Origin of the sequence: Nocardioides sp. IC4_145 (assembly GCF_011250565.1) — a bacterium.
Taxonomy (GTDB): domain Bacteria; phylum Actinomycetota; class Actinomycetes; order Propionibacteriales; family Nocardioidaceae; genus Nocardioides.
This window is the reverse complement of record NZ_JAANMS010000037.1, coordinates 36,826-48,598: the sequence shown is the minus strand read 5'-3', so window position 1 is coordinate 48,598 and position 11,773 is coordinate 36,826. Positions and strand designations below refer to the sequence as shown.

General features: G+C 74.2%; 12 protein-coding genes. 8 read left to right on the top strand and 4 right to left on the bottom strand.

The window, feature by feature from the left end; genetic code table 11:
- Positions 1-7 precede the first annotated feature (7 nt).
- The gene (locus G6553_RS15285; RefSeq protein ID WP_166194728.1) at positions 8-643 is read right to left on the bottom strand and encodes a hypothetical protein; all 636 of its coding nucleotides are present in this window, start codon (positions 641-643) and stop codon (positions 8-10) included.
- Positions 640-1,413 (bottom strand): hypothetical protein, encoded by a 774-nt coding sequence (locus tag G6553_RS15280; RefSeq protein ID WP_166194725.1) that lies wholly within the window; start codon positions 1,411-1,413, stop codon positions 640-642. Before G6553_RS15280 ends, G6553_RS15285 begins: the two co-directional genes overlap by 4 nt.
- A 270-nt stretch (positions 1,414-1,683) precedes the next feature.
- On the opposite strand from G6553_RS15280, the gene clpB reads away from it, so the two are divergent.
- The 3 genes from clpB to G6553_RS15265 are packed head-to-tail and all read left to right on the top strand — an operon-like array spanning position 1,684 to position 6,157.
- The gene (gene clpB / locus G6553_RS15275; protein ID WP_166194722.1) at positions 1,684-4,272 is read left to right on the top strand and encodes an ATP-dependent chaperone ClpB; all 2,589 of its coding nucleotides are present in this window, start codon (positions 1,684-1,686) and stop codon (positions 4,270-4,272) included.
- Between the two features lie 18 nt (positions 4,273-4,290).
- The gene (locus tag G6553_RS15270; RefSeq protein WP_166194719.1) at positions 4,291-5,424 is read left to right on the top strand and encodes a hypothetical protein; all 1,134 of its coding nucleotides are present in this window, start codon (positions 4,291-4,293) and stop codon (positions 5,422-5,424) included.
- Positions 5,425-5,470: 46 nt separating this feature from the next.
- Positions 5,471-6,157 carry a cytochrome d ubiquinol oxidase subunit II gene (locus G6553_RS15265; RefSeq protein WP_166194716.1) on the top strand — a complete coding sequence of 229 codons (687 nt, stop codon included), beginning with the start codon at positions 5,471-5,473 and terminating at the stop codon, positions 6,155-6,157.
- 9 nt (positions 6,158-6,166) lie between these two features.
- On the opposite strand, the gene G6553_RS15260 is transcribed toward G6553_RS15265, so the two are convergent.
- Positions 6,167-7,345: a pyridoxal phosphate-dependent aminotransferase gene (locus tag G6553_RS15260; RefSeq protein ID WP_347565739.1), complete on the bottom strand. Its 1,179-nt coding sequence runs from the start codon at positions 7,343-7,345 to the stop codon at positions 6,167-6,169.
- A 59-nt stretch (positions 7,346-7,404) separates the two neighbouring features.
- Between G6553_RS15260 and pyrE the strand changes: the two genes are divergently transcribed.
- The 3 genes from pyrE to G6553_RS15245 are packed head-to-tail and all read left to right on the top strand — an operon-like array spanning position 7,405 to position 9,615.
- On the top strand, positions 7,405-7,947 hold the full coding sequence (pyrE, locus tag G6553_RS15255) for an orotate phosphoribosyltransferase (RefSeq protein ID WP_166194713.1): 543 nt from the start codon (positions 7,405-7,407) through the stop codon (positions 7,945-7,947).
- Positions 7,940-8,953 carry a DUF368 domain-containing protein gene (locus G6553_RS15250; RefSeq protein WP_207619834.1) on the top strand — a complete coding sequence of 338 codons (1,014 nt, stop codon included), beginning with the start codon at positions 7,940-7,942 and terminating at the stop codon, positions 8,951-8,953. Before pyrE ends, G6553_RS15250 begins: the two co-directional genes overlap by 8 nt.
- Complete coding sequence (locus G6553_RS15245; RefSeq protein ID WP_166194710.1) at positions 8,950-9,615, top strand: DedA family protein; 666 nt, start codon at positions 8,950-8,952, stop codon at positions 9,613-9,615. Before G6553_RS15250 ends, G6553_RS15245 begins: the two co-directional genes overlap by 4 nt.
- 35 nt (positions 9,616-9,650) lie before the next feature.
- On the opposite strand, the gene G6553_RS15240 is transcribed toward G6553_RS15245, so the two are convergent.
- Positions 9,651-10,412 carry a VTT domain-containing protein gene (locus tag G6553_RS15240; RefSeq protein WP_347565738.1) on the bottom strand — a complete coding sequence of 254 codons (762 nt, stop codon included), beginning with the start codon at positions 10,410-10,412 and terminating at the stop codon, positions 9,651-9,653.
- Positions 10,413-10,504: 92 nt separating this feature from the next.
- Here G6553_RS15240 and G6553_RS15235 point away from each other — a divergent pair, with 92 nt between their 5' ends.
- Entirely contained in the window at positions 10,505-11,158 is a 654-nt protein-coding gene (locus G6553_RS15235; protein WP_166194749.1) for an RNA methyltransferase, read from the top strand.
- A gap of 33 nt (positions 11,159-11,191) precedes the next feature.
- Positions 11,192-11,770 carry a dienelactone hydrolase family protein gene (locus tag G6553_RS15230; protein ID WP_166194708.1) on the top strand — a complete coding sequence of 193 codons (579 nt, stop codon included), beginning with the start codon at positions 11,192-11,194 and terminating at the stop codon, positions 11,768-11,770.
- Positions 11,771-11,773: the final 3 nt, after the last annotated feature.

Here is an 11,773-nt window from a genome sequence, read left to right as displayed (position 1 = left end):
ACGGCGGTCATGGGGCGGGCCTCTCGGTGGCAGGGGCGGGGACGGCGGCAGGGCCGGGTGCTGGGGTGGGCGCGCCGACGTCGGCCGGCGCGCTGCGGGTCATGTCGACGTCGAAGTGCTGGCTGCCGAGCAGGGAGGTGATGATCCGGCTGGCGGAGTCGATCGAGGTGCCGAGCGCAGCGTGCGCCTTCACCGGGTCGTCGAGGTCGAGCGCCATCTTCGCCACGACCATCCCCTGGAGGACGGTGTCGTTGAGCTCGAGCGCCTGCTGCTCGCGGCGGCGGAGGTCCTCGAAGAGCTGCGCGCCCTGCATGAGGGAGGAGTAGGTGCGCCGCAGCGACCAGTACCAGAGGCCGACCAGCGCGCCGACGATGTCGGAGATCGCCAGCGGCCAGCCCCAGGCTGTGCGCATCGCGTAGCCGGCCGCCACGTCGACACCGAAGGTCGGCATCAGCATGTGCACCGAGTGCGCGCCGTGGTGGACCGCGCAGGACAGGAAGATCGCGGCGGTGGCGGCACCCAGCGGGTTCGACCGCAGCTGGTGGCTGCGCCACAGCGGCACGATGATCGCGACGCTGATCAGCAGGTAGGCCACCATGATCACGGTGTTGCAGACCAGGCCGACGACCCAGGACTCGATCACGCGGGCACCCCGCTCGTGGACGTGAGGACGAGCAGCAGCGCCGAGCCGACGAGCACGGCGCGGGCCGCGGGCCGCCAGGCGCGCCACGCGGCCGGCCGGGTCGCGGCGGAGCCGGTGGCCAGCAGCGACGCGCACGCCACGACGACCGCGACCTGCCAGCCGGCGGCGAGCACGTCCCAGACCCCGAACGGCTCGGCGCCGGACCCGGGCAGGGGCAGCACCGGCAGCCGGGTGGCCAGCCAGGCCGCCACCAGGCCGGCGTTGCCGACCAGCCCGAGGGTGACCACCGAGGCCGACGGCGCCTGGAGCAGCTGGGCGGCCCAGGCCAGCTGGGCGAACGCGCAGAGCACGAAGAGCGAGCCGAGCAGCGGCTGCCCGGACAGGTGGGCCGCGCCCACGGCCGCGTGCACCCCGGCGGCCGCCAGGCTGCCGGCCAGCGCGACGGGGACGGTGAGGCAGGCGGCGTACGACGGCCGCTCGGGCGGCTCGTCCAGGTGCCGGGTGGTGCCGGGGAAGAACGGCGTGGCGGTGGGTACGCCGCTGGGCGCGCCGGCCAGCAGGTGCCGCCGCACCTCGTGGACCCGCCGCTCGTGCTCGTCGCGCGGGCGTCGCGGCGCCGGGTCGACGTAGCGGGCCAGACGCGGGGCGAACCTGTCGAGCAGCGACGGCAGCACCAGCGCCAGCATCCCGGCGGTCCCGCCGAGGACGATGGTCCAGTGCACGCCGTGCGCGAGCAGGCTCGCCCCGCCCGCGGCCGTGAGGGCCGTCATCTGTTCCTCCCCTGTCCCGGCCAGGCCGGGGCTCCCGCGACGCAATCTAGGACGGCGGTGCGGCGGCGCAGCCCCATCCGCGGCAAATGACCCGCCCGGACTAGGCAGCCCGCCGTTCGGGTGGGGAGGTGGGGGCGCACCCGCCCCCACCTGCGGAAAGAAGTCGAAGTTGAGTGGAACAGACTCAACTCCTGGCGCGTTGTGCCCAGCGACGACCACACTGGTCCCCCTTCAGGTCGCTAGACCACCGAGAAGCAGGAGATCCCACCCATGAGCCAGTTCGGTGCCGAGAAGTTCACGACCCGCAGCCGCGAGGCCATCGAGGCCGCGCAGCTCTCCGCCACCACCGCCGGCCACACGGCCACCGAGCCGATCCACCTGCTGGTCGCGCTCCTCCTCCAGGAGGGCGGCACCGCCGCGAACCTCGTCGGCAAGGCCGGCGTCGACGCGGCCGCCCTCGTGCGGACCGCGGCCGCCGCGCGCGACCGGCTGCCGGCGGCGTCCGGCGCGACGGTCCAGCAGCCGGCGGCGTCCCCCGCGCTGACCCGGGTGCTCGCCGGGGCGCTCGACCTCGCCGCCTCGATGAAGGACGAGTACGTCGCCTCCGAGCACCTGCTGATCTCGCTGGCCACCGTCGAGAGCAGCGCCCGCACGGTGCTGACCGACGCCGGGCTGACCGCCGCCGGGCTGCGCGAGTCGCTGACCGCCGTCCGCGGCAACCGGCGCGTGACGAGCCAGGACGCCGAGTCGACGTACGAGGCGCTCGAGAAGTACTCCGTCGACCTCACCCGGGCCGCCGAGGAGGGCCGGCTCGACCCGGTCATCGGCCGCGACGCCGAGATCCGCCGCGTCGTGCAGGTCCTGTCCCGGCGCACCAAGAACAACCCCGTCCTCATCGGCGAGCCCGGCGTGGGCAAGACCGCCGTCGTCGAGGGCCTCGCCCAGCGCGTGGTCGCGGGCGACGTGCCGGACTCCCTCAAGGGCCGCCGCGTGCTGAGCCTCGACCTGGCCGCGATGGTGGCCGGCGCGAAGTACCGGGGCGAGTTCGAGGAGCGGCTCAAGGCCGTCCTCGAGGAGGTCAAGGACGCCGGCGGGCAGGTCATCACGTTCATCGACGAGCTGCACACCGTGGTCGGCGCGGGCGCCGGCGGTGACTCGGCGATGGACGCCGGCAACATGCTCAAGCCGATGCTCGCCCGCGGCGAGCTGCACATGATCGGCGCGACCACGCTCGACGAGTACCGCGAGCGGATCGAGAAGGACCCCGCCCTCGAGCGCCGCTTCCAGCAGGTCTTCGTCGGCGAGCCCAGCGTCGAGGACACCGTGCAGATCCTGCGCGGCATCCAGGAGAAGTACGAGGCGCACCACGGCGTCCGGATCACCGACGCCGCGCTCGTCGCCGCCGCGACCCTCAGCGACCGCTACATCCCCGGCCGCCAGCTGCCGGACAAGGCGATCGACCTCATCGACGAGGCCGCCAGCCGGCTGCGGATGGAGATCGAGTCCTCCCCGGAGGAGATCGACCAGCTCCGCCGCGCGGTCGAGCGGCTGAAGATGGAGGAGTTCGCGCTGGAGAAGGAGAGCGACGAGGCCTCCGCCGACCGGCTCGAGCGGCTGCGCGCCGACCTCGCCGACCACGAGGAGGAGCTGCGTGCGCTCGAGGCCCGGTGGGAGGCGGAGAAGCAGTCGCTCGAGGGCGAGGGCGAGCTGCGCCGCCAGCTCGACCAGCTGCGGATCGAGGCCGAGCGGCTGCAGCGCGAGGGCGACCTCGGCAAGGCCAGCGAGATCCTCTACGGACGCATCCCCGAGCTGGAGCAGCAGATCGAGAACGCCGCCTCCGCGCAGACCTCGACCCTCGAGCCGCTCGTCGGCGAGGAGGTCGGCGCCGAGCAGGTCGCCGACGTCGTCGAGGCGTGGACCGGCATCCCGACCGGCCGGATGCTCGAGGGCGAGACCGCCAAGCTGCTGCGGATGGAGGAGGTCATCGGCGAGCGGCTGATCGGCCAGCGCGAGGCGGTGACCGCGGTGAGCGACGCGGTGCGCCGCTCCCGGGCCGGCATCGCCGACCCGAACCGGCCGACCGGCTCGTTCCTCTTCCTCGGCCCCACCGGCACGGGCAAGACCGAGCTGGCCAAGGCGCTCGCGGACTTCCTCTTCGACGACGATCGGGCGATCGTCCGCATCGACATGAGCGAGTACTCCGAGAAGCACGCCGTCTCGCGGCTGGTCGGTGCGCCTCCCGGCTACGTCGGCTACGACGAGGGCGGCCAGCTCACCGAGGCGGTGCGGCGCCGGCCGTACTCCGTCGTCCTGCTCGACGAGGTCGAGAAGGCGCACCCGGAGGTCTTCGACATCCTGCTCCAGGTGCTCGACGACGGCCGGCTCACCGACGGCCAGGGCCGCACGGTCGACTTCCGCAACACGCTGCTGATCCTCACCAGCAACCTCGGCTCGACCTACCTCGTCGACCCGACGCTGGACCCGGAGAAGAAGCGCGAGTCGGTGATGGCGGTCGTCCGCTCGTCGTTCAAGCCGGAGTTCCTCAACCGGCTCGACGAGATCGTCACCTTCGACGCCCTGTCGCTGGCCGACCTGACCCGGATCGTCGACCTGCAGCTCGCGCTGCTCGGGCAGCGGCTGGCGGTGCGGCGGATCGCCGTCGAGGTCAGCCCGGCCGCCAAGTCCTGGCTGGCCGAGAAGGGCTGGGACCCGGCGTACGGCGCCCGCCCGCTGCGTCGGCTCATCCAGTCGGCCATCGGCGACCCGCTCGCGCGGATGCTCATCGGCGGCGAGGTCACCGACGGCGGCTCGGTCTCGGTCGACGTCGGCGGCGAGGGCCTGGAGCTGCGTGCGGGCTGACCTGGGAGACTGGGCGGCATGAGCACGCAGCCGGTCCGTCCCCGCCAGGCCACGCTGTCGGCCTGGATGATCATGGTCGGCTCGGTGTTCGTCGTGCTCTCGGCCTTCGAGCGGGTCTCGGGGCTCACCAGCCTCGAGACCCGCGAGTCCGTCGAGGACTTCCTCGCCGTCCCGCCCGGCGACGGGCTCGGGCTCGGCACCGCCGAGGTCATCGACGCGCTGCGGGTGCTGACGATGACGGCCGCCGCCTGCGCGGCCGCCTCCGCCGTGCTCGGCTACCACGTCCTCCAGCGCTCCCGCAGCGCGCGGCTGGTGCTGTCGGTGCTGGCGGTGCCGCTGTTCCTGACCGGCATGGCCGTCGGCGGGTTCGTCTCCGCGGTCGTCGCCGCCGCCGTGGTCGTGCTGTGGATGCAGCCGACGCGGTCGTGGTTCGACGGCACCGAGCCACCGGCCCGGCCCGAGCGGGCGCGCCCGGGCGGGGACCGCTCGTCCGGGTCGTCTCGCTCGTCCGGGTCGTCCGACCCGTCGGCGCGGTGGGTCGAGGCGCCGGGCTCCACGACGCCGCCGGCGGCGGAGGACCGGCCGGCCGGCGGGGCGTCGGAGCCGCGGGCGTGGCAGGGGTTCGGCACGCCGGCCGGCGGCCGGCCCGAGGCCGCCGGGCACGCGGCGCAGTCCCGCTCGCGGGCCCCGTCGCCGGCGGCGTACTCCTCGGCGGGGAGTGGCGCCCGCCCCTCCAGCCTGGTGTGGGCGTGCGCGCTGACCTGGGCCGGCACCGGCCTGGCCGCCATCGGCATGGGCATGGTGGTGCTCGTGGTGCTGGTCGCGCCGGACTTCGTGCTCGACCAGCTGCGGCGCAACCCGCAGCTCGGGGACCGCGACCTGTCCGCGTCCACGCTGCGCGAGGCCGTCGTGGCCGCCGGGGTGCTCGTCGTGGTCTGGTCCGTGGTCGCCGCGGTGCTCGCCGGCCTCGCCTGGCGCGGCGCCGGCTGGGCCCGGCTGACCCTGGTCGTCTCGGCGGCGGCGGCGGCCGCCCTGTGCCTGGTCAGCGTGCTCAGCGGCAACGTCATCGTGCTCGTCCCGCTCGGCATCTGTGTCGCGACGCTGGTGCTGCTGGCCCGCCCGGACGCGCGGGCCTTCGCCGCGCGCCGCTGACGCGCGCACCCGCCGGCCGTCGCCGGTGTCTGGAAGAGTGGTCCTCATGAGCGACTCTCCCTACGGACCACCCCCGCCGAGCGAGAACCCCTACGGCCAGACGCCCGGGCAGCCGGCCTCCCCGTACGGCTCCGGCCCGGCCGGCGGCTCGCCCTACGGCTCCGGCCCCGCCGGCTCGCCGTACGGCGCCGGACCCGGTGGCTACGGTCCGACCGGCGGCGGCGACCCGGACCGCCGGCCCGGCACCGTCACCGCGGCCGCCGTCATCACGCTGGTGTGCGCCGGCCTGTCCGCCGTGCTCTTCGGCCTGGCGACCGCCGCGCTGGCGGTGGCCCGCGAGTCGTTCTCCGACGAGCTGCGCAAGGCGATCGAGGACGACCCGGCCTTCAACAGCACCGACATGCCGACCGGCGACGAGCTGGCCACCATCTTCACGGTGGTCATGGCGGTGCTCTTCATCTGGTCCGTGATCGCGTGCGTGCTCGCGGTGCTGGCCATGCGCCGGTCCAACGTCGCCCGGATCCTGCTGGTCGTCAGCGCCGCCATCAGCGCCCTGCTCAGCCTGGTCGGCATCCTGTCGATCGTCTCCGCGGTGCCGTTCATCGCCTCGGTCGCCACGATCATCCTGCTCTTCGCCGGCGGCGCGGGCGACTGGTTCGCGCGCCGCGGCCAGCAGCCGGGCCAGCAGCCGGGTCAGCCGCTCCCGCCGGGCACCACCCAGCCCTGGGGCTGACCCGCCGGCTCAGGCCATGAGGTCGGCCTCGCGCAGCCGAGCGAGGCCGTCCTCGATGACCGACTCCTCCTTGCAGAACGCCCAGCGCACCAGGTGCCGCCCGGCCTCGACGTCGTCGTGGAAGGCCACCGCCGGGATCGCGACCACGCCGGCCCGCTCCGGCAGGGCGAGGCAGAACTCCCGCCCATCGGCCCAGCCGTACGCCGCCACGTCGGCGATCGCGAAGTAGGTGCCCTCCGGCACCCGCACGTCCATCCCCACCTCGGCCAGCCCCGCGCAGAGCCGGTCGCGGCGCCGGCGCAGGTCGCGGGCCAGCTCGCGCGGCCACTCCGGCTCCTCGTCGAGCGCCCGGGCGACCGCCGGCTGCAGCGGCGCGCCGGAGGTGAAGGTGAGCCACTGCTTGGCACCCAGCAGGGCACCGACGAGCTCGCGCGGGCCGGTCGCCCAGCCGACCTTCCACCCGGTGAACGACCAGGACTTGCCCACGCTCGAGAGCGTCAGCGTCCGCTCGCGCATGCCCGGCAGGGTCGCGAGCGGCACGTGCTCGTGGTCGAAGGTGAGGTGCTCGTAGACCTCGTCGGTCACCACGACCAGGTCGTGCTCGATCGCGACCGCGGCGACCGCGGCGAGCTCGTCGCGGGTCAGCACCGTGCCGGTCGGGTTGTGCGGGGAGTTCAGGAGGATCAGCTTCGTGCGCGGGCCCACCGCCGCGCGGAGCGCGTCGGGGTCGAGGCGGAAGTCCGGCGCGCGGAGGGTGACCGGGCGGCGTACCCCTCCGGCCATCTGGATCATCGCGAGGTAGGAGTCGTAGTAGGGCTCGAGCACGACCACCTCGTCGCCGGGGTCGACCAGGCCGAGCAGCGCGGCGGCGATGCCCTCGGTCGCGCCGGTGGTCACGACGACCTCGGTGTCGGGGTCGAGCTCGAGGCCGTAGTGCCGCTGCTGGTGGCGCGCCACCGCCTGCCGCAGCGCGGGGACGCCGGGCCCCGGGGCGTACTGGTTGTGCCCGCTGCGCAGCGCCGCGGCCGCCTCCTCGATGACCGACGCGGGCCCGTCGAGGTCGGGGAAGCCCTGGCCGAGGTTCACCGACCCGGTCCGCAGCGCGAGCGCGGACATTTCGGTGAAGATCGTCGGCGGGATGCCGCCCAAGCGGGCAGCAGTGCGGGCGGCCGTCCGGGGAGTCAGCACGCTCGCCAGCGTACGCAGCGCGGGGCACGCGGCCGGCCGGGCTGGCGGCGTACGGGACAATGGCGCGCGTGACCACCACCGACGACTCGCTCGCCGCCGACATCGACGCCTGCTGCCGCCTGACCGGGACGTTCACGCTCCGGTCGGGACAGGTGGCGCCGGAGTACTTCGACAAGTACCTCTTCGAGGCCGACCCGATCCTGCTCCAGCGGGTCGCGCGGGAGATGGTCCAGCTGCTGCCGCACGACACCGAGCTGGTCGGCGGCCTCGAGCTCGGCGGGGTGCCGCTGGCGACGTCGGTGAGCGGCATGACCGGGACGCCGGCGCTGTTCGTGCGCAAGAAGGCCAAGGAGTACGGCACCTGCAAGCTCGCCGAGGGCCCGGCCGTCGCCGGGCGGCGGGTCACCCTCGTCGAGGACGTCATCACCACCGGCGGCGCGGTGCGCGACGCGACGCTGGCGCTGCGCGAGGCCGGCGCCGTCGTGGAGGTCGTGGTCTGCGCGATCGACCGCAGCCCGGAGGGCGAGCAGCCGCTGGCCGACCTCGGCCTCGAGGTCCGCTCGGTGCTGACCAAGGCCGACCTCGACGCGGCTCGTGGCTGAGCAGGCCACGCCGGAGGCCGGCCCGGGGGACGGTTCGCGGCCCGCGAGGCGGTCGCCCCTGCAGCTCGCGCTGGACCTGGTCCGGGGGTTCCTCATCGGCATGGCCGAGCTCGTCCCAGGCGTGTCGGGCGGCACGGTCGCCCTCGTGACGGGCGTCTACGAGCAGCTCATCGAGTCCGCGTCGCACGTGCTGCGCGCTGGTCGCTGCCTCCTGACGGGCCCGGAACGCCTGCGCTCGGCCCGGGCGGAGCTGCGGCGCACCGACTGGCTGCTGGTGGGGCCGGTCCTGGTCGGCATGGTCGCCGCGGTGCTGACCGTCGCCGGGGTGATGGAGTCCTTCGTGACCGGCCGACCCGAGCTGGCCCGCGGCCTGTTCCTCGGCCTGGTCTGCGTCTCGGTGCTGGTGCCGCTGCGGATGCTGCCCGGCGCCCACCGCCCACCGCTGGTGGACGTCGCGGTGGTGCTGACGGCGGCGGTCGTCGCCTTCGTGCTGGTCGGTCTTGCGGGCGGCGGCACGTCGGCCGACCCGGCGCCGTACGTCGTCCTCGCTGCGGCCGCCGTGGCGATCTGCGCGTTGGTGGTGCCAGGCGTCTCCGGCTCGTTCTTCCTGCTGGCGGTGGGGCTCTACAGCACCACCCTCGACGCCGTGCACGAGCGTGACCTGGGGTACCTGGCGGTCTTCGCCCTCGGAGCGGCCGTCGGCCTGGGCTCCTTCGTCCAGGTCCTCAACCACCTGCTGGACCGGCACCGGCGCACGACGCTGCTCGCGATGGCGGGACTGATGATCGGCTCGCTGCGGGCGCTGTGGCCGTGGCAGACGCAGCCGGGCGGCGGGGACGGCGAGGCGCACGGGCCGGGCTCGTTGCTCGCGCCCGACGACCCGGTGGCCGGTCCCGTGCTGCTCGCGCTGCTCGGCGCCGCGGTGGTCGCACTGCTCATCGTCATCGAGGCGCGTCTCGAAAGGCGGTCCGAGGACCGCCGCGCCACGGCCCGCTCCGGCGGATGAGGACGGACGTGGTCGCCCTGGCTGCCGGGTCGGCGGACGACGTCGGCGGGGTCGCCGGCTGGGCCGTCGACCTGATGGAGAAGCTCGGCGCGCCCGGCGCGGGGCTGGCGATCGCGCTGGAGAACCTCTTCCCGCCGCTGCCCAGCGAGGTGATCCTCCCGCTGGCCGGGTTCACCGCCAGCCGCGGCAGCTTCACGCTGGCCGAGGCGCTCGGCTGGACCACCGCCGGGTCGGTCGTCGGCGCGGTGCTGCTCTACGTGCTCGGTGTGGTCATCGGCCGCGACCGCGTCTACTGGGTCTGGGAGCGGCTGCCGCTGGTCAAGACCGAGGACCTGGAGAAGACCGAGGCGTGGTTCGGCCGGCACGGCCGCAAGGCGGTGTTCTTCGGCCGGATGATTCCCATCTTCCGCAGCCTGATCTCGGTGCCGGCCGGCCTGGAGCGGATGCCGTTCGGCCAGTTCCTGCTGCTGACCTTCCTCGGCTCGGCCATCTGGAACACCGTCTTCGTGCTTGCCGGCTACTGGCTCGGCGAGCAGTGGCACCGCGTCGAGCAGTACGTCGGCGTCTTCCAATGGGTCGTCATCGTCACCGTCGCCCTCGCCGTCTGCTGGTGGCTCGTGCTCCGCGTCCGCGCCATCCGGCACGACCGCCGCGCCGCCTGACCTCCGCTGCTCGACCGGCGGAGGTGCCGGCAGTCTCAGGCGCCGGAGCGCGGCGGGACGGAGGCGCCGGTGATGTCGCGGTCGGGCCGGCCGTCGTGGTCGTTGTCGTCGGCGAGGGGGCTGTCGGTGCGGCGGTGGCGCCACCACTCGTAGGCGATCGGCACGGCGGTGAAGGCGAGGATGACCAGGAAGATCAGGTCGATGTTGCTCTCCAGCCACGGGACGGTGTGGCCGAGGAAGTAGCCCAGGCAGGTGACGCCGACGACCCAGCAGACGCCCCCGACGGCGCTCCACACGTAGAACCGGCGCCGGGGCATCCCGGTGATACCGGCGACGACGGTGATGTAGGTGCGGACGAAGGCGACGAACCGGCCGATGACCAGGGCCTTGTTGCCGTGGCGGTCGAAGAAGGCCTCGGTCTGGTCGAAGTACTTCTGCTTCAGCACCCGCCCGTCGCGCTCGCGCAGGCTCGGGCCGATCCGCCGGCCGATCTCGTAGCCGACCACGTTGCCGAGCCACGCCGCGACCACCATCAGCACCATCGCGATGCCGAGCTCGGCCAGGCGGGTGCCGGGGAAGAGGTCGATCTGGCCCGTGGCGATGAAGATCCCCAGCGCGAAGAGGAGGCTGTCGCCGGGCAGGAAGGGGAAGAACAGGCCGCACTCGACGAAGACGATGAGCAGGCTGATCCAGAACAGCTCGGCCCCGAACTGGGAGAGGAGCCACTGCGGGTCCAGGAAGTCCAGGCCGAGCATCATCGGCGAGGGGAGGGCCAAGCCTCCCGCGAGCGCGCTCACCCTCGCAGCCTAACGGCCGGGCGCCGGACGCGCCGGGTCGGCCACCTACGCTGCGGGGCGTGGAGGAGGACCGCCGGGCGCCGTACGACCCGATGCCGCACGGACCGGCCGAGGTCGGCGTGGGTCCGTGGCCGGGCGGGCCGGAGTCCTGGCCGACGGGGGAGCAGTACGACGCCGCGCTGCTGGCCGAGGGCGACCGCCGCAACGTCGTCGACCGCTACCGGTACTGGACGGTCGAGGCGATCGTGGCCGACCTCGACACCCGCCGCCACGACTTCCACGTGGCGATCGAGAACTGGCAGCACGACTTCAACATCGGCACGATCGTCCGCTCGGCCAACGCGTTCCTCGCGGCCGAGGTGCACATCGTCGGGAACCGCCGGTGGAACCGTCGCGGCGCGATGGTCACCGACCGCTACCAGCACGTCCGGCACCACCCGACGGTCACCGACCTGGCGGCGTACCTCGCCGACCTGCCGGGCGGGCCGGTCCCGCTGCTCGGCATCGACAACCTCCCCGGCTCGCTGCACCTGGAGACCACCGACGTGCCGCGCCGCGTCTGCTTCCTCTTCGGGCAGGAGGGTCCGGGGCTGAGCGAGGCCGCCCGCGAGGCCTGCGACGGGACGTTCTCGATCGCGCAGTTCGGCTCGACCCGCTCCATCAACGCCAGCGCGGCCGCCGCGATCGCGATGCACTCCTGGGTCCGCGCGCACGCCGACCTCTCCGGCGACGCCTGGCGGGGGTAGCCCTCTGTCGGTGCCCGGGTCCACGATGGCCGCATGACCGACATCCTGCTGTTCCACCACGCGTTGGGGCTGACCGACGGCGTGCGGGCGTTCGCCGACCGGCTGAGCGCCGGCGGGCATGCCGTGCACACGCCCGACCTGTTCGACGGGCGCGTGTTCGGCGCCGTCGAGGAGGGGGTCGCCCACGCCCAGGAGCTCGGCTTCGCCACCGTCCTCGAGCGCGGCCGGGAGGCGGCGGCCGGCCTGCCCGAGGCGCTGGTGACGGCCGGCTTCTCGCTCGGCGTGCTGCCGGCCCAGCTGGTCGCGCAGACCCGCCCGGGCGTGCGCGGGGCGGTGCTGATGGAGTCGTTCGTGCCACCGACGGAGTTCGGCACCTGGCCCGACGGGCTGCCGGCGCAGGTGCACGGCATGGACGCCGACCCGTTCTTCGCCGAGGAGGGCGACCTCGACGCGGCCCGGGACTTCGCCGGGTCCGGGGTCGCGGAGGTGGAGCTGTTCACCTACCCCGGTGACGTGCACCTGTTCGCCGACAGCGGCCTGGCGACGTACGACGAGGACGCGACCGACCTGCTGGTCGAGCGCGTCCTCGCCTTCCTCGCCCGGGTCGGCTAGGTC

Bases quoted from the DNA above. Each gene is read 5' to 3' on its own strand.
- G6553_RS15235 (WP_166194749.1), top strand. From the start codon at position 10,505: ATGCCGCACGGACCGGCCGAGGTCGGCGTGGGTCCGTGGCCGGGCGGG.
- G6553_RS15230 (WP_166194708.1), top strand. From the start codon at position 11,192: ATGACCGACATCCTGCTGTTCCACCACGCGTTGGGGCTGACCGACGGC.
- G6553_RS15245 (WP_166194710.1), top strand. From the start codon at position 8,950: ATGAGGACGGACGTGGTCGCCCTGGCTGCCGGGTCGGCGGACGACGTC.
- clpB (WP_166194722.1), top strand. From the start codon at position 1,684: ATGAGCCAGTTCGGTGCCGAGAAGTTCACGACCCGCAGCCGCGAGGCC.
- G6553_RS15270 (WP_166194719.1), top strand. From the start codon at position 4,291: ATGAGCACGCAGCCGGTCCGTCCCCGCCAGGCCACGCTGTCGGCCTGG.
- G6553_RS15280 (WP_166194725.1), bottom strand. From the start codon at position 1,413: ATGACGGCCCTCACGGCCGCGGGCGGGGCGAGCCTGCTCGCGCACGGC.
- pyrE (WP_166194713.1), top strand. From the start codon at position 7,405: ATGGCGCGCGTGACCACCACCGACGACTCGCTCGCCGCCGACATCGAC.
- G6553_RS15265 (WP_166194716.1), top strand. From the start codon at position 5,471: ATGAGCGACTCTCCCTACGGACCACCCCCGCCGAGCGAGAACCCCTAC.